This is a genomic window from Lentzea sp. NPDC004789, from assembly GCF_053601075.1.
Genome location: NZ_JBSGBE010000038.1, coordinates 1 through 21,475, shown reverse-complemented (window position 1 = coordinate 21,475; position 21,475 = coordinate 1). Strand labels below are relative to the sequence as shown.

Genomic DNA, 21,475 nt, shown 5'->3' with positions numbered 1-21,475 from the left:
GGACCTTTGCTTGCCTGAAGGACATGCCACTCGTCCGCTCGCCTACGTGTCGACCTGGACCTCTTTGCCCATTGCGCTGCCGATGAGGGCGAGCAAGGCGGTCTCGCGGGCGGTCATCGCGGTCCTGAAGTCGTCGGCGCGCAACGCCTCGGGGGAGATCTTGTGCGATTGCACGTTGAGGTCGACCTGTTCGGGTGTTGTCTCGGCGCTCTTGGCGAGGCCGCGCAGGTATGCGGAGGGTGCGCGGCCGCCGATGATCCGGTTGGTGCGGGCGGTCAGCGGGGTCTTGTTGAGGATCGAGTTGTAGTCGGCGGGTGGGATGCCCTGCTTCTCGCACCAGGCTTTGGGGAAGATGTGGTGGATGTCGACTGCGTTGTCGAAGTAGTTCTCGTCGGACATGTCGGATCCGGTGCCCCAGTCGACGGGGCGGTCTTGCAGGAGCACCGCGTAGAGGCCCTTGTACGCCGCGGAGCCGCGGGTCCGCAGCGTCCAGAGGCGGCTGGAGAAGAACTGCGCTTCCTGCACGGTCCTGGGCTCGGTCCCGTGGCCGGTCACCCACGCGACGAGCTCGGGAAGGTCGCGAGCGAAGCGGGTCTCGGTCGTGCCGCCGTAGAGCTCTCCGAAGACTCCAGACCAGTACCAGCGGGAAATCTTCTCTCGCGCGCCGACGGTATCGGCCTTGTTGCCCAGCAGTGCGAAGGCGGCCGACAGCGGGATGAGTTGGCTTCCGTAGGGGAGGAAGCGGGTGTCGAAGATGTGCTGGGAGTGCAGGAACTGCGCGGCCGTTTTCAGGCCGGCGGTGACGCTGGGCGCCCACTTGCGGTACTCGGCCAGAGTGAGGTTGAGCATGTCGGTTCGCCGGCAGCCGATGCGTGGCGCGTTGGTCTCGTCGCGCCCTGATTCGATTGCTGCCCGGTGACGTTCGTAGGTGCCGAGCAGAGTCACCGCCTGGAGGAAGTCGGTGTTGGCGACCTCGGCGAGGATCGGGTACTTCCCGCCTGTCCATTGCGCTTGCCGGTCGACCCAGTCTTGCCGGAGGTCGAAGTCGTCCGCTGCGAACGTCGCCGTCAGCAGCTCGAAGACGGTCAGTGTCACGCCGCCGGTGTTGACCTTCTCGAAGACCTGGCACACCGCCTGGCGGGGTGTGCTCTTGCCCAGTTCGATCACCGGAAGCTGATACTGCTCGAACCGCTTGACGACGGCCTCGTGGAAGTGGCTCCACAGCTGGAGGTTGTCGCTCTGATGTTCCGGGGAGTGCTGGACGAACCCCATCATCCACTGCATCGAGTTGAACACCGCGGCGCAGGGGAACATCCGTTCGGAGTACTCCCGGGCTGGGCTGGAGAGGTCGAGCACGGCTTGGCCGCGGAAGTCCACGCGGACCTTGCTCTCCGGGACGAAGACCACGGCCTCTTCACGCTCGGCGTCGCCGAGCAGCGCCTTGTGCATGTCGATGTAGAACCAGCCGCGGACGGGTTTGCTGCGGCTGTCGTGGGTCTCCACCGGCTCGTTGCGGAAGAGCGATTGGTACAGCGAAGTCAGGCGCTGCTGCCCATCCAGGATGAGGCGGTCGGGAGTGGACGTGGTGGTGGGTGCGCCTTCCATGGCTCTGGTCTTGAAGCGGACGTCTCCGCCGTGCTTCAACATCATCACCGTGCCGGCGGGGTAGCCAAGGGAGATCGAGGCGATGAGGCTTGCGATATTCCGTTCCGGCCAGACCCATCCGCGTTGGAATTCAGGGAGCTTCGCCTCGCCCTTGTCTACCTGCGTGAGCAGATCCTTGAGGAACTCCTTCTCGATGCCGAAGGCCTCAACGCCCATGTGATCTCCTGACTTGCGGCGGTGTCGAGAGCTCTATCGCGGGACAGACAGAAAAGGTTTCGGTGCTTCGTTCGCACGGATCGGCCTGGCGTTTGGGGGATCAGCAGGTACTGAGACCGGGGATAACGGTGGTGTCGTTCAGCGCGATGCATGCAGTGCTGGCGTGGCAGCGGGCTGCGGCTCGCCACGGTGTCTACGAGGGGGCGAGGTGATCATGACTGTTGAGATGGACCAGGAACTGGTCGACCTGGCCCTGCAGAGGCCGATCTTCCACTCGGAGGCTGACTTTCAACACGCTTTGGCCTGGCAGCTTCGATGTAGGAATCCCGGCGCGCAGATCAGGTTGGAAACTCGCCCGACGAGGGGCGTCCGGCTGGATCTGCTCGTGTGCGTCAACGGGGTGAGGACTGCTGTCGAGTTGAAGTACCTCGTCGCGGGGTTCACCGGAGCGGTCGCCGGGGAGCAGTACGAGCTGCCGAATCAGGCGGCACAGGACATCGGCCGCCACGACGTGGTCAAGGACGTGGTGCGGTTGGAACAGCTGGTCACTGAGGGATGGGCGGACGTCGGTTGGGCGGTGACGTTGACCAACGATTCCAGCTATTGGCGGGCTGGACGCAAGCTCGATCCGATCGACGCCGCCTTCCGCCTGCACGAGGGCCGCACGTTGTCCGGAACGCTGGGCTGGGCACCGCACGCCGGCACAGGTACCACGCACAAGCGAGATGTACCGCTCGTACTGACGGGAACGTATGGATGCCGGTGGCGCGACTACTCGACGGTGGTGGACTCACGCGGCCGTGAAGCTGCATTCCGCTACCTCTGCCTCGCAGTTGCTGGAACACCGAGCGAGCAGAGCATCAGCTCCCCGAGGAACGCCGGCCTCGCCATGACCGACCCGCCGCTGAGCTTGCCGTTGGTCGGTGTCGGTGCACGGGAGGAGATCCTGGAGGCGGCGAAGATCCTCGCCGCGCAATCTCCTGACGGGACGTTCACGCTGACCGAGATCATCGATGAGGTCAGGCGGCGTGGCAGCCGCTACGCCGTGGGCACCGTACGCACGCACGTCACTTCTCGTATGTGCGTCAATGCACCTGATCACCATGCGACTGTGTACCCCGACCTCGAGCGGGTCGGCCCCGGCCGCTACAGACTCGTTGCTTGACAAGCAGAACAGGAGGTCGTGATCAATCGAACGCCCGCTCGTGTCATGAACTCGCTTTTGCTCAGCCCGCTGGATTTGGGTTGTCAGAGGGCATTGAGCCGTAGACTTCGGCGGTCAACGCCGACGAGGTCCGGCCGTTGCGCGCTTGTGGGGAGACGATCGCATGCAGGACCCTTCGGACTCGATGGAGATCGCCGAGCCTGAGGAGAACGGCCGGAGCGATACCACCGACTCGCCTGTGGAGGACGATCCGACGTCCGACTCAGACATCGACTCGACGACGTCGACGGTACTGGTGGAGGTGCTCCCAGGGGTGGCTGTCGTCGCCGGTGAGATTCCGCCGGAACTGAAGCCCGATCTGGTCGACTTTGGGATCGTGCCGGCTGCCGACCGCAAGCAGATCTCAGCGATCCTTGCCTCGATCGGGAACGCGGCCACCGTGGTCGGCAATGTTGGCAACGCGTTCGCCAGCGTGCAGGGGCTCTATAGGATCGGCGACACGGCACAGGCCCTGCTGAACAGCGGCGCGACGCTCGCCGTCAAGGACGGCGGGAACCTCGGAGCGGTGATGGGTCCCGGCGGCATCCTGCATCAGGCCCGCTTCTACCCCGTGACCGCGGTGAGTAAGGCGTCGATGGCGGCCTCGGTCGGGCCGGCACTGGCCATGGTCGCGTTGCAGATGATGCTGAACGAGGTCTCGGGCCTCGTCAGGGCCAACCTCGCGCTGACGAACCAGGTCCTCACCGCCGTCCGCAAGGATCAGTGGGCCGAGCTGACGGGGCTCGTCGCCGCCGTCGATCGCGCGGTCGACCAGGCCCGCGAGATCGAGTCGGTCCCGACGTCGTTGTGGGAGGACGTCGCGGGCAGCGGGGCGCTGCTGCGGAAGCAGCTCGAGCTCTACCAGGGCAACGTCCGCGACCACGTCAAGCGGATCGATCGGGCCGACGCACGCAGCCACCGCGAGTACCTGCAGACCAACGCCGAGGTGATCGCCTTCGACGTCTACGGCCTGCTGTCCTCCCTCAACGCGTGGACGGGGTATCACGCGCTGCGCGCCGCGAGGGCGAGGGCCGCCGGGCGTGAAGATGTCGCCGAGGCGCACTACGCCGAGGTCATCGCCCGCGACACCCGTGCGGAGTTCGACTCGACCCTCGCCGAGATGAGGAGCCTCGTCGACGCGCTGGTTCGTGAGCTTCGGATCACCGCTGAGCTTCGCGACCCGGACGCATGGCTGCTGTCGGGGAAGCGGAAGGACGTGAAGGCAGCCCGCGAAATTTCCGCCCGGCTTCTGGAGGCGATCGAACCCCTTGCCGACTCTCTCCATCCGCCGGTCCCTCCGCTTGAGGTCCCCGACGTAATCTGCGGACCCGAGTCGCTGGACTCAGAGCCGTACCTTCGCATTCTGCGGTGGCTCTTCGACGACGGTGAGACTCTGCGTGCCCTCGGCTTCCCCGAGCAGCTCGACGACGGTCCCATTTCCGCGATCGTCGGTGGAGCAATGGGGATGTTGGCGGCAGCGATGGACAAGACCTCGGACAGGACACTGGTCGCCGTCACAGATCGCCGCATCATCCTGGCAAGGACGAACACTTTCCTCGAGCAAGCCGAGATCTACCAGGACATCCCGATCGACCAGGTGCGCTACGTTCGAGCACCAACCACACCGAGCAGTGATTCACGCCCGGTGATCGACCTCATCACACGCGACGAGAACATCCGGTGGCGCTTCCACACCGACGTCGACAGCGCTCAAGCGGACGCGCTCGCCGCCGTGCTCTCCGAGTCGATGACGATCCCGGACGCTGAACGCGATGAGCTTCAACGGCGGCGCTACGCCTCCATTGAGACGGGTGAGAAGAGCGAGAGCGCCGGCACGCGGTCTGCCGAACCGACTGGAATCTAGGCCACGGCCAGCGATACCCAGTCCGGTAGCCGGTGCGAGGCCTCATCCATGTGACCAACTCGGAGCGCCTCGTACTCGCTGTACAGGGTCGCTCCGGACGAAGCGGTAGCCGCGGTGGAGGCCCGCATCGCTGCTGGGTTGCCCATCTCTACGTCAGACGCAAGCTGTCTCCGGGAGGTCCGGCCAGGCTCTGTGGACGTCCTTATGAATAACGTGCGTGAGGCACCCGACTCTGCCGACGCTGCCCGAGTCTTCGGCTGCACGGGCCGCCTCGACGCACTTGTGCAGTTGAAAAAGCATCTGGCCAGTCCCGATCCAACGGTGCGCCGCGCAGCAGAGGGCGGCTGCTCCTGGTGGTACGGCAACGCACTCGATCCTTCAGGCTTCGCGCTGTTCGCCGAGCTGGCCCGGAACGACCCGCACCCTCATGTCCAGCTCGCGGCTCGGGGCACGCTCGAAGACGTAGGGCGCAGCGTGCCGTGGGTGAAGCGCGCTGTGGACGACCTGTTCGAGCCGCTCTTTGACACCGATGAGCACCCACCGTTGTCTGACATGGCGTCTCTCGCAGCGCGCCTGTGGCCGGTCGGACCTGCCACCCGGAAAGCAGTCGCGATGCTGACCGCAGAGCCAAGGCTTGTCAGGCCCGAACTTCGGGAACCGCTGTCGAATTTGCTGAACGCCGCAGTGGCAGGAGAAGTCGGACTGGAGCTGAACATGGACGTCGCGAGGTTCGCGGGGAAAAGTTTCAGAGAATCTGCCCTTGTCGCCATGGCAGGCGATCAGCTGACACCCACGGGACGAGTAGAGCTCGCGGCCACCTTGGGAATGGTGTACCCGGACGATGCAGACGTTTTTGACCTGCTCGTCGCTTCGACCATTACTACACCGTCCCTGCTGTTAGAAGGCGTGATCAGCCTTTCCAGGGTTCCCAGTGCGCGAAAGATCGAAACACTATGCAGCGCTATCGAGAGTTTGCGCGAACACAACAGAGAGGCGATTGAGATGTGCGTAGGCGCGATGCGAAACATACTGCACGGGATGTCAGACGACGACCGTTCGACGGTTCGCGCCATGTGCAACGAAGCGACCGGCCGAGCTCTCGCACTCGCCGCCGAGCGTGAATTTGATCACTAGACACAAACAGCGCGTGCAGACGTCGGGTCAACGGCCTGCACGCGCCGTTCGGTGATTAAACTCTATGCCGCGGGCTAACTAAATCGCGCCGCTATCGTCCGCGAGTCACAAGGGCGGGCGAACCTGGATTTTGAGAGATCTCTGACCACAAAAGAGCGAACGACGAAGCGGTCAGAGCCGTCGAAAAGCGGGCGGAACGGAGACCTCCCGTGCACTACCCTGTGGTTGTCGATCAGGAGCAGGTCACCCGGTTTCAGCACATGGCAGTGCCTGTGTCGGCGGTAAGTGTCGATGACGGTGTCGAAGGCGGCCGTGGCCGCAGACTGGTTGCTCGTCATCAGGTCCTGGTCGAAGACGATGAACGGGTCATCCTCAGCTCCTTCGAGGATGGACAGCGGACCGCGGATCTCACCCTTGTCGAACGCCTGCCCTCCCCTGCGGAACGACAGATCAACACCCGTCATCCAGCATTTCTGGCGAAGTGTCTCGAGCTCGGCAGTGGTGACCGCTTCGGCGACCTGGCGGGCAGTGAGGGTGTAGGTCTGGGCGTTCGGGTCACCTCGCAGGCATGCGAGACTGATGAAGTCCGGGCGCAGCACGCTGAAGGCCTGTTCAGTGTGCAGTTCGAGTTCCACTGAAGAGCCGAGGCTGGTCTGGGTGTGAGCAGCCGAACGAGCAGGGACCATGTCCTGGAACAGCCGACCGAACCCTTCGGCTTCGTATGCCAGCATGTGTCCGGCCGCCTCGTTGACGATGGCTTGCGCTTTGGACAGAAGCGTGGCCTCACCGAGGTGCAACGTGTTGTCTGGAGGCGTTGCGGGAATAGGCCCTACCGGCATACCCTCGATCAAAAAGGTGCCCGTAGCGCTACCCCGACGGTCGAAGCTGAGCAGAGCATCGTGGATGCGCGTGGGGAGCACTCGCGCAGCCCGACTCGCCTGAACGCAAAACAATTCAGGGTCCATAGCAGGATCAGCAGACACCGATTTGACCAGGTCCAACATTGCCTGTTTCTCGGAAGATCTCAAGACAAGCCTGTTCTCGGCAACATAACTCGACGCAACGATCTTCGGCGTCATGTTCTCGCCTCGCATTCGCGAATGGTCAGGTTGATTCGACCAAGGCCGCCCCTGGTAAAGCGCACCGCAGATGATCAGCCGATAGAAGCTGAAGCATTCCATCGCTGACGTAGGTGAGCGAACTCCGGAGTAATTTCCAGCAACGCAACCTTGCGAAAAGAACAGTATTCGCGGCGCGTGCTGCTTGCCGATACGCAAGCAATGCGGTCACCGGTTCCTGGCTTGGGCCGCGAGGAAGTCCGCGCCCCAGGTCGTTTCCAGGTTCGGTCGCTGGTAGTGCTTGTGCGTTTCGATGTCACCGCTGAACAACGAGCAGACGAACTCCGTGCGGCAGTAGTCGCGAGAGCGGGAGTCGAGACCGTCGGGGTAGGCGGCTCGCCCGCCGAGCTTGCCTGTCTGGCCGTTGCCGCCGATCGCGCCGTTGGCGTTCGGGTTGAAGTAGGGATTCCCGTAGGTGACGACTCCGAGGATCGTTGAGCGTTCCTGCGGGGTCATCAGCGCGATGGCGTCTCCGACGACCATCGCTCCCTGGCTGTAGCCGACGAGTACGGCCTTGGTGTTCTGCCATCCACACACGTTGCCGTCGGTGCGTTTGCGGAGCAGCCGCAACGTCTCGTCTCTACCCTGCGGCACGCCGGAGTACCAGTAGCTCCAGTTGGCAGGAAGGAGATCGACGTCGTACGCCGGGTAGATGACGCCCTCGGTGTCGAGCCTGATGCCGCGTTCGGCGAGCAGGTTCCGGGTTTCCTGCACCGCGGACGGTGCGGTTCCCGACTGTCCGAGGTTCTCCGGGCCGAGCGGCTCGCCGGAGCCTCGTGCCCCGATGAACAGGACCTTGGAGCAGTCGACTGGTTGGTAGTTGAGGCCGCAGCGCGGGAGTCGGCTGTCGAAGGCGTTGAACGGGGTGCCGTTGACGTAGAAGTCCGAGATGAATCCGCCGTTGACCTTGTCCCAGATCGCGCTGCCGTTTACCACGGTTCCGTAGTTCTGGCATTGGATGCTGATGGCTGTTCCTGCTGGGATCTGGCCGAGGGACGAGGCGTTGAACGACGGGGCGGATCGGATGCTGACGGTCTGTGCGGTGGTGTACGCCAGCGGTGGCGGGGGCGGCGGTGCGTCGCACCGGGGGATTCGGGGGTCGAACTGCGCGTACGGGGTCTCTTGGACGAACAGGTCGGAGATGTAGCCGTTGTAGCCGTTGAGGCGATCCCAGACCGAAGAGGTGCCCCAGCCTGCGGCTGTGACGGTCTCGCCGGCGACCTGGCAGGCGATGTCGATCGCGGTTCCTGCGGTGGGAATGGTGTTGATCTGTGCGGTGGCCGTGCTGGCTCCGGCTCGGACGCGGACACTTGAGCCGCTGGTGTGGTAGCCGCCGACGGCGTTGGCGGGTAGGGCGGTCGCGACGATCGCTAACGCGGTGATCGCGCTAGCGATTGCAGCGATGTGGAATCGGCGTGGCCTGGAACGACCTCTGGTCATGGTTTGTCTCCTCGTCGGGTTTCTCCTCCGGGTGGAAGGGAGCGAAGCGTGGCACCGCTGTTTCGGGCTCGTCATGCCGCTTGTGTGGGGGGCACGGGGGTGCATGCGGTCGTCACCAGAGGAATTGCACGTCGTTGCCCCCTGAAGAGGGGGCACGCCGGATGATCGACCGGACGTTGCGGTCGGTGGATGATCCTGGTGTGCCGGCCAGCGATCGCACCACATCCGTTGCCGAGCCTGCCTTCGAGGCGGCCGTCGAGCTCGGTGGGCGGCTTGCGCTGCAGCCAATGGGGGCTCGAGTCGCGGCGCTCTACGAAATCACCACCGTTGCGACTCTGCTCGCGGGCACGTGGGGATCGTGGACAGCGGCGTCGCTGTCAGCGATCGCGTTGTCGGTCGTGCACGGTGTGGTGCTGTACGTCGTGTGCAGGCGGTCGCGGCAGACGGTGGCCACGCTGGCCTCCCTGGCGCTTCTGCTTGCCGCGGTGGCCGCCGTCGTATCGGCTGGGACGGAGTTGGGCTGGCACTCCGTGCAGTTGGTTCTCGCCGTTCTGGTCAGTGGCTCGACGGTAGGCCTGTCCTTGTCTCGTGGTCCGTTCTGGGGCGTTGCCGGATTGGTGGTCGGTGGGGCGGGATGGGCGGGCCTTCTGATGTGGGAGGGACAAGCCCTCGATCCGGTGGTGGCGTTGAACGGCGTGATCTTCACCGCGGCGCTCGGCGTGACCGTCGCGGTGATGATGCGGAGAGGTGCCCGCTTGACCGAGGACCTCATGGCGGCGGCCGAGCGATCGCTGACGGCGCGGGAAGTCGCGCAGGCGCGATGGCGCGCGCGGCAGCAGGACAGCAGGACGTTGCACGACACCGTGTTGTCCACGCTCACCGTGTTGGCGCACGGGGGAGGCGGGTTGCCGTCGGAGGTGGTGCGCGAGGCGTGCGTCCGGGACTCCCGCGCACTTAGTGATGCACCGGAGCATCCGCCGTTGCGGGTCGACGACTCCCGATCGGATCCAGGGAAGGTGATCAGCTACCGGACAGCCGCGTGGCACGCGCTGCAGCAGCACTGGGAAGCGCGTGGAGTCTCTGTGACCGTGTTCGGCACTCCATCCGCGCTGGCGATGGACGAAGTGCGGCCGCGTGCGGCTGACGCACTCATCGCTGCGGTGAATGAGTGCGTGGCGAACGTGGAACGGCACTCCGGGGCCACCGCCGCGACGGTAAGCGTGCAAATCGGCGCGCTCGATCTTCACTGCGCCGTCGTCGACGAGGGGCGAGGGTTTGACCTCGGCGCAGTCGCATCGGACCGGCTTGGTATCGCTGAGTCGGTGATCGGCCGGCTGAGGGACGTCAGCGGCAGTGCGACCGTGTACTCGAAACCGGGGGATGGGACCACTGTGTTCCTTACCGTGCCACGCTTTCCTGCAGCCGTGACTGAGCCCGGAGTCACCTGATGACCGACCAACTCACGCCTTCCCTCGGATTGAAGGACCGGATTCTCGCGGGCGTTGCGGTCGTGCCGAACGCAGGTCGGATCGCACTGTCCATCGGAGCGGTGAGCGCGGTGTTCTCGCTGACTCAGATGATCGCGCAGTGGCACCGGTACTCCTTGCCGTGGGTGGCGGCGGTGGCGTGGCTGGTGCAGGTCTGCGTGCTCATCGCGGTGGTCGCTACCGGAACCCGGCACGCTGGCACGTTGCCGGTGCCGGTGTTGGCGTTGTCTGTGGTGCTGCTGTATGCGGTGGACGTCGCGGTTGTGTCCCAGCTGCCGTCAGAGCTGTGGTACAGCCCCGCGTCGTGGAACTGGGGCGCGGTTGCCATCGCGCTTGTCGCGATATCGCCGTATCGCCCGTCGTGGGAGGTCGTCGCGGCTGCGGCCGGACACGCGGCAATCGGTGTGGTGACGTTGGGCCTGGCGGCGAGTGCCATGCGGCTCGACAAGGTGGCGTTGGTGCTGCTGGTGTCGGGCTGTCTGATACCCGTGCTCAGCGCAGCGCACTACCTGCGGTTGTACACAGCTGTGTTGGAGGTCCGTCGGGAGATTGCGATTCGCAGGCTGTCGGCGGAGGCGCAGCAGTCTGCCGAGGCGGCGATTCGAACGGACAGCGAAAGCCGACTGATCCGGTTGCGTGCGCAGGTCGTGCCCTTGCTCTCTGAGGTGGGCCAGGGAGCGGCACTACCCCTCGACATGACGACGACGGCACGAGCGCGAACGCTCATGGAGGCGTTGCGGCGCGAGCTGGTCGAATCGAGTACCGGGGGATGGTTGCTCCAAGCGCACATCGGATCGAACGAGGTCGAGGTGCCGGTGGAAGTCGTGGGGGCACTCGCGGGGCTCGGACAGGGCGGTGGAGCCGATGTTGCCGCATTGATCGACCTCCTGCGGAGATTCCCGGAGTGGACAACTCTCCGGGTTACCGTGGCCGATTCTGATCCGGTCGCTGTAGTCGTTGTAGCGCAAGGAGCATCCGCGCAGGAGGCGAGCGCAGATCTGTCCGTTCAGGCGGCTGCCGCTGCGTTAGGCGGAGAGGTGCGAGTGGTTGGTCCGGGTGTCCTGCTGGTGGAGGGCCGCGTCCCTCGTCAGTGACGGTAAGCACTCGGACGTCTTGAGGATTGTTCGACCGGACGGGTTGACATGATTCTAAGCGCGTTGAATCGGTGCGATACTTTGAGCATGCTGGAAGTAGATCGCCAGGTGACACCGATTCGTTTGGCGATCGTCGACAACGACTCCATCGTGCGTCGCAGTCTGGATAATTGGCTGCGCGATGTCGACTCGGCCGTGACGGTCGTCGCCGTCGTGGGTTCGTGGGCTGACCTCCTGTCCGACCCGGAGTTCCCGACGGACGTGGTTCTGCTGGATCTTGATTTGCAGGATGGAATCCCCGTTGCGGTGAAGCTGGCGATGCTGCGGCCGGCAGGGGTGGCTACCGTCATGATCAGTACCTTGTCGGACCCGCGGCACGTCCGGCAGAGCGTCAGTGCCGGAGCCTTGGGCTTCTTGCCCAAAGACGCTGACGCTGAGGAGATCCTTGCGGCGGTGAAGGCGGCTTCGGCCGGAGCCAGTCACATTACGCCTACATTGGCCAAGATGCTGATCGCGGATGAGGGAATGGCCAGTCATCCGGACCTGAGTGACCAGGAGATCCGGGCGCTAACTCTCTATGCCGCTGGACTTCCTATGAAGACTGTCGCGAGGCAGATGGGCGTAAGTGTCCACACCGCCAAGTGCTATGTCGACCGAGTGCGAGAGAAATACGCCCAGGCGGGCCGGGAAGCGCGCACGAAGTTTGAACTTCGTCAACGAGCTTTGGAGGATAACTTGATTTCGGGTCAGGGTTAAGCATCCGCCTTGACTCCTTCGACTTCAAACCTCGTAACCTTCACCCCCATGCTCCAGCGGACCTGATGGCGGACGAGGACCTTCCGCATGTGTCGGGTCTTCCGCTCCCAGGCGATCCACGCTGAAGAAGACAGCATCGCTGAGGGATGTGCGGTGCGGGTGGCGCTCGCACCGCGAGGCCGGATCGCTAACTGGCGGCGCGCCTGCTCGAATGAGCGTTCCGCCGGCCAGGGTTCGCGATCTCCCTTGAACATCATTTCAAGCCGGGTATGACGACACTCAACACGCTGATGGCAAGCGGGACGAGGATCCCGGATGCTGCGGTCAGGTTCTTGCTGACGCTGGCGTCAGCGCCGAGCAGCTGGACAAGCCTGGTACGACCGCTGACCCACTCGTCAGTTGGGCGAGCGTCGGCGGGCAGAGGGTAGATGTCATCGACGAATTCGAGGCACCGCGAGCGCCAGGTAGCGAAAACAGGCACGTACAGAAGGAGCAAGACCAATGTGAACAGGACGCCGTACACCAGCAGCCATTCAGGTGGAAACAGCTCTGGCCGAGTGCCGGTCGCAAGGTACGCCTGGCGGACGGTGCCTGTGTTGATGACGGCCGTTGTTACTAAGACGGCCAGCACCGCGAGGCAGGCGCTCTTGTCCTTTCGACACTCGATCAACTCGGCCAGTACTTCGTCGGCGCGTAGCGATTCGGCGGCGCGCCGGTCGAGGACGTCCCTGATCCAGTGCATCCGGCATTGGACACGCCACAGCCGATCACGGAGGGCGCCGCGGCCATCGTGCCCAGGACGAGGATGGCCTTGGCGACCGCAGCCACGGTCGAGGGCGATAACGCGTCGACAGTTCGACCGCGTTCCCAGACGTAGGTGAAGATCGCGCTGGCGCCCACGCCATAGATGATGAGCGGCCACAAGATCCGCACTCACAGAGTCGTGAGCCAGGGTTTAGGTGCCGCATCCATCGCTCAGGGGCCATCGTCAGCGGACATCTCATCTACCGCGTCGGACTACACGAGGTGGCCAGCTCGCTTGGCCACCGCGGCAGTGTGGTCCGCTCGAACTTGGCGTCTTTGAGCGACTAGGCCTTTGCGTGCTATCGCAGCTTTCACGCAAGGGCCGCTTCATCTCGCGCACCGAGTGCACTCGCTGATCGCGCAGTGAAGTGGTACAACCCCGGTGCGGCGGAGGCGTTGAAGGCGCTCATCCCGGACCAGCCGCAGGCATACGGCCTGATGATCCAAGCACGCTCCGTGCCCGAAACTTTGAACCTGTGGTGGCTGGCCTTTCGTTTTCCGGTCACTGAACTGGCTATGCACAAGCCGGCAAGAGAGCCACCCGACGGCCGGTCGAGTCAACCCTGCATGTGAGCTTGCCGTCCATCTGGGACGGTTCGAGAAGCTGCCGATCCATGGTGAGAGGACTTGACTCTCGACCAGGAACTCTGCCGCACAGACATGCGGGTATCCAGGACCGCCAGTTGCGGGACCGAACGATTGCATCTGGACCGGCGATCCGAGTCTGCCGCGACGCCGCTCTGCTGAGCCCCGTGTGAGGTGGACGGCTCCGGCGCCAGAGGATGATGTTGCCCTGGCGCCGGCCAGGGCTTACGGGCGGGGAAGAACCATCTGTGCCACGCGCTGTCCCGTCAGCCTCGTCTGGTAGGCCGAGCGGTAGGAGAAGACGTGAGTATCCACTGCCACCTTCACGAGCCGCTTGCGGCCCTCCGGTGTGTTGACGATGTAGTCGTGGATGACGCGGCTGGTGTCGCACACGATGTCGTCGATGAAGCAGACACCGACGGTGGATCGCTTGAACCGGCCCGGAATGTCCGTCAGGCGGTCAGGAGAGGTGCACGAAATGCCGAAATTCGCCGCCTCGACGCAGATGCCGTCCGACCCGAAGTCGGCGTCGCCGAAGTCGACGATGGTCGAGAACCGGACGCGATCGGGATCGGCCAGGAGGATCACACCTCGGATGGCAGCCTGTCCGGCGTTGTCGTTCTTCCTTGAGAGCTGCTCCAGGAACTGATGCACCACCATGGCACCCTGTGAGTAGCCGGCCAGAACGATCTTCTGGTCCGGACAGTCGGTTCGGACAGCTGTGAACGTCTTCCACAGCTGCTGGATGCCCACATCCTTGCCCGCGAGATACTTCGGCAGGTTCGTGCCGAAGACCTTCTGCAAGTTGGCCAGCGGGTTTCCGTCGAGGTTCTCCACGATGACATCAACGGGCAGTGCCGGATAGTTGAGCACTCTCAAGGTATCCGTCACGCGTCCGCCAAGTCTGTCATGAAAAGCGGTGTACGCGCTCTTCAATTCCTGAGACGGATCGAGATTGGTCGGTCCGCTGTACGCCTGGCCTGACCCCATGGCGGCGACGAAGCTGACGCCGGCGCACTGGGAAAGTGCCGCAAGCGACGCCGCTCCTCCTGTCATCTGCGCGACCGAGAAGGTCGCTGCCACCGCGGCCACGACGATGAGGTTCACGGGGCGTAGCTCGGACAAACGCCTGATCTTCACGACGACACTCCTTTTCGGGAAGGAACAGCATCGATTGCAGGAGGCTGAGTTGTGAGACCGACCACCAGACTTGCAATCGCGGGCACGACTGGAATCTGAAGCGGAAAGTCGAGGAGCGCGGCCAACGCCACTGCTGCGCACACCGCAAGACCAACAGCTCGCATCTCGGGCTGCTCAGCGAGCTTCGTTCTGGCGAACGCCCTGACTATCCGGTTGACGATCAGCCCTACCGCCAAGAGGCCTGCCAACCCGTAATACGCGAAGAACTGCAGCAAGTCGTTGTGCAGAAACAGGACAGTGATTTCCCCCTTGCTGACGGCGGCGATCTCGTGGGGTCCTCGGCCGAAGATCCAGGCCTGCCCTGCCTCGTTCCAGCCGTCGCTCCACAGTCTGGTACGCCCCTGGCCACTGCCGTGATCGAGAATGCGATCACGTGACAGCGCGACAACCAAAGCCCCTGCGGCAACAGGCAGACCGAGCACAACCCGACGAACCGTGGTCGGTGTCGTGTCACTCGACGCGAAGAATGTCAGCATCAGTGCCGCGCACAGCCCTACGACCGCGCCGACCGGCTGCGCCCCGTCGCTGTGCACCGAAGGCAAAAGCCCGGCGAACGTCACGATCGCCCAGCCGCTGCTGCGCCACAGAACCATCGCTGTCGGCCGGGAGGTTCGCCACAGCACAAAACCAGCTACGACAAGCGCCGCGATCGCACCACGTGACTGAGTGGCCAACAGGCCGACGATCACCACGGCACAGCGAATCTCATCGGGGCGACGCTGAGAGATCCTGGCCAGTCCAGCGGCACAAAGTGCGCCTGTGGTCAGGATGATCCCGGCCACGTTGGCATAGCCGAGCGTGCCCTCCGCTCGCCATCCCTGATCGAGTGCGTGAGCGAAGATTTCCAGATGAAACGCGACGCCGATCCACGAGACCACTGCAACCAGGACGATCACGTCGACGACGGCCCGGATCACGAGAACGCGCTTTTCGAGCGCGTCGATCGACGTTGCGGCCGCGCCCAGAAAGGTGGCAGCCACGACGGGGAGGAGCGCATGAACGCCGTCGCTCACCGCATCGTTGGCCACCGCCGAGGCCATGATCGCGGTGCCGATGAAGCCGGCGTTGAGCAACCACCAGAAATCGGGGCGGGTGTTGCTGCCCGTGCCATGAAGGACCACGACGACGGCTGCCAGCGCGACGAAAACGTACAGATCCGAGGCGAAGAAAGCACCCCGGGCGAACAGTCCCCACGCGAGTGCGACGTAGATGGAAAGATGAGACAGGGGGAAGCGAGCGACAGCTCCGGTAGCGCCAAGGTCTGTGGCGAAGTGCGACGGGCCGGCGAACTTCGGGCCGTCAGGTGGTCGGAACCGTCGTTTCATGGGCACGCTCTTATCGCTCTTGTGCACGCCATTCGAGTGCGTGCACGTGCTCGCGAAAGTCGGCTCGGCGGAAATCTCGCGACGTCGACAATTGCGCTGCGGGGTGCTGCAGCCTGGCTATCGACGCGGTTCCGAGATGTGTTAGCGCTACTTCGGTGTGTCACCCAAACGGCGCCACGGGCTTCGCCTCGGTGAGGCGGGCTTGTGTCATCGCGACGCTGTGCAGTGTGGGCGATCCGATCCGTCTCGGCTGCGGAGAGCGCGTCCAACGCCGCGTTCAGCGTTGAGCACCACTCGTCCGAGAGATCCGGTGCGGCGACAAGGGTGCCACCTGGTTTGAGCGGTCGTGTCGGAGCTCGCGAAGCTGCTGTCTGCCATCCGCCGGGGGCGCTTTGTCGCAAGCCGTCTTTGATCACCAAGCGCCAGGAGTGTTCCATGGCCATCGAACTACTGGTGATCCGGTGATCACCGGACGTGCCAAGTGGTTGATCAGGGCCCTCGGCCCGGTGTGCGCACGCGGATTGGGGCGGCAGCGATCGTGCTGCCGCACCTCAGCGAGGTCGCCCGCTAGACGACGCGTACCCGCGGGTCGAGGACGGCGTAGAGCAGGTCAGCGAGCAGGTTGCACAGGATGATCATGGTCGCGGTCACCACGAGCCAGCCCATGAGCATGTGCGGGTCGTACTGCCGCACCGAGCTCACCAGCAGGTGGCTCATGCCGGGCCAGCCGAACACCGTCTCGACGACAAGTGCTCCACCGAGGATGCTGCCGAAGTCCATCGAGAACATCGTCAGCACGGGGATCAGCGCGTTGCGCAGCGCGTGCCTGATGACGACCCGTGCCTGGGAGATACCTTTCGCCTTGGCCGTGCGCACGTAGTCGGAGTCCAGAACCTCCAGCATCGATGTCCGCTGTAACCGGCTGTACCCGCGAAGCTGATCACCATCAGGCTGAGCGTCGGCAGCACCAACGTCCCAGAGCACTTGTAGACGATGTCCATGAGGTTTCCAGTGAACCCCATGTTCGGCGAGCCCGCGGTGGTGATCCACCTGCCCAGTCCGAGGGACACCAACAGGTCGTTCAGCCGGATTCCGTAAGTCTTGATGATCACCGCTACGCAGAAGACCGGGATCGAGAACATCACGTAGGCGAGCCCGGTGGCGACGTAGTCGAAGATCGAGTACTGGGCGAGCGCCGACAACACGCCCACCACCACACCCAGCAGCAGGGCGAGCACGACGGCGGTGGTGATCAGCCGAGCGGTGATGGATACCGCTTCCAGAACGGCTGTCTGGACGTCACCTCGTGCGCGGTTGAGCGCGACGCTGCGTCCCCAGTCGCCCTGGACGAACCCGGTGGGCCAGGCCCAGTACCGCTCGAGTACCGGCTTGTCCAAGCCGAACTCTGTTTCCAGCGCACGAAAATGGGCTTCGGTGACACCAGGCCGCAGCCGTGCCTCCGCGAGAGGGTTGCCCGCGCTGGCCACGAATAAGAACGACAGGAAGCTACCGGCCAGCAATGTGACAGCGGCCAGCAGTAGACGGCGAAGCAGGTAGATGACCACGACGAGTCCCTCTACGGTGCCTGCATAGGGGCGGACGTCACAGGCAGGGCGGACACCGTTATGTCGCTGGGGCGGCCGACCGCGTTATCCAGCGGGTCTGGGGATCAGCGCACGGGATGAGCGGTCGCGCGCAGTTGGGTCCGGGGTTCACCGCAGTCTCGGTGATCTGGACGTGCTGCGGGGCACGACTTCCGACGTACGAGTGGCAGCAAAGTAGATCGGGAGCGCAGTCGCGACGGCGATTCCGACTGCGAGCAATGGCATCGCGGACCAGTACCAGTTCGCTGAAGGTCCGTATGTGATCGTTGCCATGATGTTCAACTCCCTTCAGTGCATCGAGCGTGCGCTCTTCGGGCCGGCGAGGTATTCGCCCCTTTGAGGAGATCGGCCGTCTTCCTGACGCGACCGATGCGTATTCGAGCTCCCTCGCAACTCATCGTGGCGTTGGGGCCATGCGCGGTGAGGTGGAAAGCCTGTTGTGCCAGGGCGAAGCCAGGGTACGTGTCGGCGAGGTGGGAGTGGCATGCGAGTTGGTCCGCCAGGCACTGAAATCCGCGAGGAGGCTGGGGCTCTGAGGGCCAGATAAGTCCAATCGCGATTGGACACCGGCTACCTACAGTCGCTGCGGACACAGTTTGCCGGCCAGGCGAACACGTGCTGGTGCACGGGTGGTGCGCCGAACACCGGCGCACCACCACGATCACCGGTCTTGCGGAGCTAGCCTGTGACGGAGATGTCGATGGTGACATCACCGTCGTCGGGGACGACGAAGAACACCTCGCCACCGCCGCTCCCTGGAATGTCCAAGAAGCCTGGAGCCCAGCGCGTGACCTTGATGGCCTTGTTGCGGTGCAGGTTGAGCTCGAGGTCCTGGCTCACCGACGACCCCTTGGACATCCGGCTGGTCTGCCAGATCAGCGAAGCCTGCGGGTAGGTGCTCTCGATGACGACGTCGACCCACTTGCCGGCACCGTTCGCCACGTTGAGCGTCAGCTTGCCGGGGCGCCAGTTCTCCCTGTCGTGCACGTGCGTGCCGTGCATCTGAAAGATGTCGCCACGGATGTCAAAGCCGACATCGTCCTTCTCGACGGTCATGATTTGTTCCCTCCACGAGTGGTTGTGGTGCGGAACTAGAGTCGACCGGCTGCGCCGGCCGGGGTATTCGCATCAAGGCGTATTTCTGTCCTGGCCGCAGGTGCAGGCGTATCGTTCGGGTGCGACCCCGGAGGGACTGCGCGATGGCGGAGCTGTTGGCGGAGAAGGATCTCCGCGCGCTGATGGACGTGGTTGATGCCGGTCGCCACGATGCTCCAACAGAGGGCATGCCGTGGGCCGCGATGGACACCTTGCGTCAACTGATCGGCTGTGACGCAGCGGTCTTTTGTGAGTTCAACCTGCTGGATAGGATCACCTTGACCAGTCAGGACGCCATGGACGGCGCACGTTCGCTGGATCTGAACGACGACGATCCCGACGATCTCTACTGGGATCTGTACCAGGAGTTTCTGCCGTGCGTCTATCACGAGCGTTCAGCCGACTTCCATGAAGCGATCAAGTTCTCCGACTTCTACACGCAGGCTGAGTACCACGACACCGCGCTGTGGCGTCAGGTGTTCAACGCGGACGGCAGTGGTGACCTGAAGTACTGCCTACTCGTGTCGATTCCAACTCAGCGGGGACGCACAAGAAGGGTGCTCCTGTGGCGATACGACGGTAGGGACTTTGGTGAGCGTGAACGTCTGCTGATGCGCATGTTGCGCCCGCATCTGTACGAGATCTATCTCGACTCGCAGCGCCGCCTGAGGAACGTTCCCCGGCTCAGCCGGCGTGAGCAGGAGGTGTTGCGGCTGGCTGCGCAGGGGCGGAGCAACGCGGAGATCGCGGGCGAGCTGTTCATCGCGGTCAGCACGGTGCGCAAGCACATGGAGCACATCTTCGACCGGACCGGTGTGCGAAGCCGCGCGGGTGCTGCCGCGCTCGTGCTGCCGCACTTGAGCACGGTCGACCCTCGCTAGCTCGGATTTCGCCTTGTGGTCCCGGCCGCCAAACATGGCTGTACTCGTCGATGGGCCTTGCGCGCGCCCGAATCGCAGCGCGAGGGTCTTACTGATACCACTGTTGTGTTCCGGGAGGTGCTCCCTGTGGGGCACCCGGTGGTGATGACCAGCATTGCCGGCTATCTCGCCGCAGAACGCCCAGGAGTGGATCTTGATCGGCTGGTCAAATCGCAGCCAGTCCACTTGATTTGCAGTCAGGTGCGCCGAACTGCGTTCAACGTTCCTGTTTATGCAGGTCAGCAGCCTGCGAACCCGTATCTGGGGGTCAAGGGGTCGCAGGTTCAAATCCTGTCGTCCCGACGGCCAATGACCAGCGGGTTTACCTTTCGAGGTAGACCCGCTGGTGTCGTTTCTGCCCGATTGTGGTCGCCAAGTGGTCGCGTTACGCCGCTTCGGCTTCTTTCAATGCCGTCTCGATCGCCTTCACCGCGTCGAGTGCGACGTGGCGGAGCAGGTGGCCGTAGATCTCCGTTGTCGTCGACAAGGTCGAGTGACGCAGGTCGTGTACGCGGATTCTGGGCAGCCCGGCCTCCTCGGCGAGCTTGTGGAACCGATGCAGGACGTATTCAGGCCGTAGTGGTTGCCCTCCGCGTCGGGTGAACACCAACGCGCGGTCGGGTTGGCGCTTGGCTTGGTTCTGGAGTGCGGCAATGACCCGGTTTGAGAGCCCGACCCACGCGAGGCTGCTCTTAGTTTTCGGTGCGGTGAAGACCGGCGTGGAGTTGTTGACGTTGGACAACGTCTGGCGCACGAAGAGCACATGCTCTTCGAGGTGGACGTCAGTCCAATGCAGTGCGAGAGCCTCGCCTTTGCGCATGCCGGTGCCGATGATCAATTCGAAGAGGTTGGTCAACGGTTCGTTGTGGTCGGCACAGTACTTGAGGAACTGCGCAGCTTGGGCAGGAGACCAGCAGGTCGGCTCGTACTTCGTCGGCCGGACGACGGAGACGTATTTGGCCGCGTTGTATGGCAGGCGGTGCTGCCGTACGGCGTCACCGAGTGCGCTGGACAGCGTTGCGACACAGCGGCGCAGTGTGGTGTGGCCGCGGCCAGCCTCCAGTTGGTTGCGGACGTAGAGCACGACGTGCTGGTGGGAGAGGTCTTCAAGTCTGATCAATCCGATGTGCGGGATCAGATCTTTGTGGACATACGCGTGGTAGTTCGCCATCGTCGTCGGCTTGAGTGTCAACGCCTTGGTGCGCAACCAACTCACGAGGTAGTCGGCGACGGTCTGCCGATCGTCGATGATGATGCCACTGCGCTCATACTCGAGCACCTTGCCCAGCGCGACTTGAGCGTCTGTCTTGGTCGTGAAACCACTGCGGCGTCGTGTTCGGCGCTTGCCGTCGAGCGTCGGTAGATCGACGGCGTAGGTCCAGCTTCCGTGCTTGCGGTCGGTCAGCTTCGGGCAGCGAGCGCCAAGCTGGCGGCCGCCAGCGTCGCGGCAAGCACAACGGCGATAGACGCGACCGCGGTTCGGATTCTTCACGAGTTCCTCCGATCTTCCTGCTCGTCTGCTCCTGGTGAGCAGGGCAGGACCGGATCATGGGCCGAGTGCGACCACCACGCGACCACAGGCCGCATCGTCGCTGGTCCGGCCGATGCCATTTGTGACCATGACAGCCGTTGCTCGCTGAGTAGAAGCACGCATCTTCGGGCGAAGAGCGTGTGCATCCACTCCCTGTCATGATTTGCTCGCTGTGAGTGAGGGGTGGAGCGCATGTACGGGAACCCGGACGAGCTGGACCGGATCGCGGGCGAGATCGAGAAACGCGCTGATGGCGTGCGGGATCGTGCCAAGAAGCTCGACGACGATGCGCGGAAGATGGAGTGGCACTCGGTCGCGGCCGAGCGGTGCCGGGACACGGTCGGTGGCGACCGGCGGCAGCTGGAGAAGGCCGCGGACGGCCTGACCGAGGCGGCTGCGCTGTTGCGGCGGCACGCGCAGGAGGTCCGTGAGCTGATCGCGATGATCAAGCGGATCTCCGAGGCTGTGGTCGGCTGGTTCACCGGTGCGATCG

At 64.0% G+C, this 21,475-nt stretch carries 18 protein-coding genes; 8 read left to right on the top strand and 10 right to left on the bottom strand.

Annotated elements, in window-relative coordinates:
* Positions 1-42: 42 nt before the first annotated feature.
* Positions 43-1,821, bottom strand: coding sequence for a GmrSD restriction endonuclease domain-containing protein (locus tag ACWEIJ_RS44575; RefSeq protein ID WP_449843353.1), 1,779 nt, complete (start codon positions 1,819-1,821; stop codon positions 43-45).
* Positions 1,822-2,035: 214 nt separating this feature from the next.
* Between ACWEIJ_RS44575 and ACWEIJ_RS44570 the strand changes: the two genes are divergently transcribed.
* The 3 genes from ACWEIJ_RS44570 (at position 2,036) to ACWEIJ_RS44560 (ending at position 6,023) form a co-directional block, all read left to right on the top strand.
* Entirely contained in the window at positions 2,036-2,986 is a 951-nt protein-coding gene (locus ACWEIJ_RS44570; protein ID WP_449843366.1) for a DUF7669 domain-containing protein, read from the top strand.
* Between the two features lie 184 nt (positions 2,987-3,170).
* The gene (locus tag ACWEIJ_RS44565) at positions 3,171-4,889 is read left to right on the top strand and encodes a hypothetical protein (RefSeq protein ID WP_449843352.1); all 1,719 of its coding nucleotides are present in this window, start codon (positions 3,171-3,173) and stop codon (positions 4,887-4,889) included.
* A gap of 213 nt (positions 4,890-5,102) precedes the next feature.
* On the top strand, positions 5,103-6,023 hold the full coding sequence (locus ACWEIJ_RS44560; protein WP_449843351.1) for a hypothetical protein: 921 nt from the start codon (positions 5,103-5,105) through the stop codon (positions 6,021-6,023).
* Positions 6,024-6,097: 74 nt separating this feature from the next.
* Here the strand turns inward: ACWEIJ_RS44560 and ACWEIJ_RS44555 are convergent, their stop codons facing one another.
* Both ACWEIJ_RS44555 and ACWEIJ_RS44550 read right to left on the bottom strand, forming a co-directional pair.
* Positions 6,098-7,102, bottom strand: a complete 1,005-nt coding sequence (locus ACWEIJ_RS44555; RefSeq protein WP_449843350.1) for a TauD/TfdA family dioxygenase — start codon at positions 7,100-7,102, stop codon at positions 6,098-6,100.
* Between the two features lie 207 nt (positions 7,103-7,309).
* Positions 7,310-8,581, bottom strand: coding sequence for a cutinase family protein (locus tag ACWEIJ_RS44550; RefSeq protein WP_449843349.1), 1,272 nt, complete (start codon positions 8,579-8,581; stop codon positions 7,310-7,312).
* Positions 8,582-8,742: 161 nt separating this feature from the next.
* Between ACWEIJ_RS44550 and ACWEIJ_RS44545 the strand changes: the two genes are divergently transcribed.
* The 3 genes from ACWEIJ_RS44545 to ACWEIJ_RS44535 all read left to right on the top strand — a co-directional run bounded on the left by ACWEIJ_RS44545 (position 8,743) and on the right by ACWEIJ_RS44535 (position 11,918).
* Positions 8,743-10,029, top strand: a complete 1,287-nt coding sequence (locus ACWEIJ_RS44545) for a sensor histidine kinase (protein ID WP_449843348.1) — start codon at positions 8,743-8,745, stop codon at positions 10,027-10,029.
* The gene (locus tag ACWEIJ_RS44540) at positions 10,029-11,162 is read left to right on the top strand and encodes a hypothetical protein (RefSeq protein WP_449843347.1); all 1,134 of its coding nucleotides are present in this window, start codon (positions 10,029-10,031) and stop codon (positions 11,160-11,162) included. The genes ACWEIJ_RS44545 and ACWEIJ_RS44540 overlap by 1 nt, the downstream gene beginning before the upstream one ends.
* A gap of 87 nt (positions 11,163-11,249) precedes the next feature.
* Positions 11,250-11,918, top strand: a complete 669-nt coding sequence (locus tag ACWEIJ_RS44535; protein WP_449843346.1) for a response regulator — start codon at positions 11,250-11,252, stop codon at positions 11,916-11,918.
* 253 nt (positions 11,919-12,171) lie between these two features.
* Here ACWEIJ_RS44535 and ACWEIJ_RS44530 read toward each other — a convergent pair whose 3' ends face one another.
* The 6 genes from ACWEIJ_RS44530 to ACWEIJ_RS44505 form a co-directional block, all read right to left on the bottom strand.
* Complete coding sequence (locus ACWEIJ_RS44530; protein ID WP_449843345.1) at positions 12,172-12,660, bottom strand: hypothetical protein; 489 nt, start codon at positions 12,658-12,660, stop codon at positions 12,172-12,174.
* Between the two features lie 872 nt (positions 12,661-13,532).
* Complete coding sequence (locus ACWEIJ_RS44525) at positions 13,533-14,447, bottom strand: cutinase family protein (protein ID WP_449843344.1); 915 nt, start codon at positions 14,445-14,447, stop codon at positions 13,533-13,535.
* On the bottom strand, positions 14,444-15,832 hold the full coding sequence (locus ACWEIJ_RS44520; protein ID WP_449843343.1) for an O-antigen ligase family protein: 1,389 nt from the start codon (positions 15,830-15,832) through the stop codon (positions 14,444-14,446). The genes ACWEIJ_RS44525 and ACWEIJ_RS44520 overlap by 4 nt, the downstream gene beginning before the upstream one ends.
* A 567-nt stretch (positions 15,833-16,399) precedes the next feature.
* Positions 16,400-16,735, bottom strand: a complete 336-nt coding sequence (locus tag ACWEIJ_RS44515) for an ABC transporter permease (RefSeq protein WP_449843342.1) — start codon at positions 16,733-16,735, stop codon at positions 16,400-16,402.
* On the bottom strand, positions 16,636-17,397 hold the full coding sequence (locus ACWEIJ_RS44510; protein WP_449843341.1) for a hypothetical protein: 762 nt from the start codon (positions 17,395-17,397) through the stop codon (positions 16,636-16,638). Before ACWEIJ_RS44510 ends, ACWEIJ_RS44515 begins: the two co-directional genes overlap by 100 nt.
* Before the next feature lie 717 nt (positions 17,398-18,114).
* Positions 18,115-18,492: a hypothetical protein gene (locus tag ACWEIJ_RS44505; RefSeq protein ID WP_449843340.1), complete on the bottom strand. Its 378-nt coding sequence runs from the start codon at positions 18,490-18,492 to the stop codon at positions 18,115-18,117.
* A 143-nt stretch (positions 18,493-18,635) separates the two neighbouring features.
* Between ACWEIJ_RS44505 and ACWEIJ_RS44500 the strand changes: the two genes are divergently transcribed.
* Entirely contained in the window at positions 18,636-19,412 is a 777-nt protein-coding gene (locus tag ACWEIJ_RS44500) for a response regulator transcription factor (RefSeq protein ID WP_449843339.1), read from the top strand.
* A 424-nt stretch (positions 19,413-19,836) separates the two neighbouring features.
* Here ACWEIJ_RS44500 and ACWEIJ_RS44495 read toward each other — a convergent pair whose 3' ends face one another.
* Entirely contained in the window at positions 19,837-20,943 is a 1,107-nt protein-coding gene (locus ACWEIJ_RS44495; RefSeq protein WP_449843338.1) for a site-specific integrase, read from the bottom strand.
* Between the two features lie 231 nt (positions 20,944-21,174).
* On the opposite strand from ACWEIJ_RS44495, the gene ACWEIJ_RS44490 reads away from it, so the two are divergent.
* Positions 21,175-21,475 (top strand): WXG100 family type VII secretion target (locus ACWEIJ_RS44490; protein ID WP_449843337.1); only part of this gene is annotated, 301 nt, incomplete at its 3' end.

What these genes read in the sequence shown, in the direction of transcription:
- ACWEIJ_RS44575 (WP_449843353.1), bottom strand. Translation starts at nt 1,821, where the DNA reads ATGGGCGTTGAGGCCTTCGGCATCGAGAAGGAGTTCCTCAAGGATCTG.
- ACWEIJ_RS44570 (WP_449843366.1), top strand. Translation starts at nt 2,036, where the DNA reads ATGACTGTTGAGATGGACCAGGAACTGGTCGACCTGGCCCTGCAGAGG.
- ACWEIJ_RS44565 (WP_449843352.1), top strand. Translation starts at nt 3,171, where the DNA reads ATGGAGATCGCCGAGCCTGAGGAGAACGGCCGGAGCGATACCACCGAC.
- ACWEIJ_RS44555 (WP_449843350.1), bottom strand. Translation starts at nt 7,102, where the DNA reads ATGACGCCGAAGATCGTTGCGTCGAGTTATGTTGCCGAGAACAGGCTT.
- ACWEIJ_RS44550 (WP_449843349.1), bottom strand. Translation starts at nt 8,581, where the DNA reads ATGACCAGAGGTCGTTCCAGGCCACGCCGATTCCACATCGCTGCAATC.
- ACWEIJ_RS44545 (WP_449843348.1), top strand. Translation starts at nt 8,743, where the DNA reads ATGATCGACCGGACGTTGCGGTCGGTGGATGATCCTGGTGTGCCGGCC.
- ACWEIJ_RS44540 (WP_449843347.1), top strand. Translation starts at nt 10,029, where the DNA reads ATGACCGACCAACTCACGCCTTCCCTCGGATTGAAGGACCGGATTCTC.
- ACWEIJ_RS44535 (WP_449843346.1), top strand. Translation starts at nt 11,250, where the DNA reads ATGCTGGAAGTAGATCGCCAGGTGACACCGATTCGTTTGGCGATCGTC.
- ACWEIJ_RS44530 (WP_449843345.1), bottom strand. Translation starts at nt 12,660, where the DNA reads ATGCACTGGATCAGGGACGTCCTCGACCGGCGCGCCGCCGAATCGCTA.
- ACWEIJ_RS44520 (WP_449843343.1), bottom strand. Translation starts at nt 15,832, where the DNA reads ATGAAACGACGGTTCCGACCACCTGACGGCCCGAAGTTCGCCGGCCCG.
- ACWEIJ_RS44515 (WP_449843342.1), bottom strand. Translation starts at nt 16,735, where the DNA reads ATGCTGGAGGTTCTGGACTCCGACTACGTGCGCACGGCCAAGGCGAAA.
- ACWEIJ_RS44505 (WP_449843340.1), bottom strand. Translation starts at nt 18,492, where the DNA reads ATGACCGTCGAGAAGGACGATGTCGGCTTTGACATCCGTGGCGACATC.
- ACWEIJ_RS44500 (WP_449843339.1), top strand. Translation starts at nt 18,636, where the DNA reads ATGGCGGAGCTGTTGGCGGAGAAGGATCTCCGCGCGCTGATGGACGTG.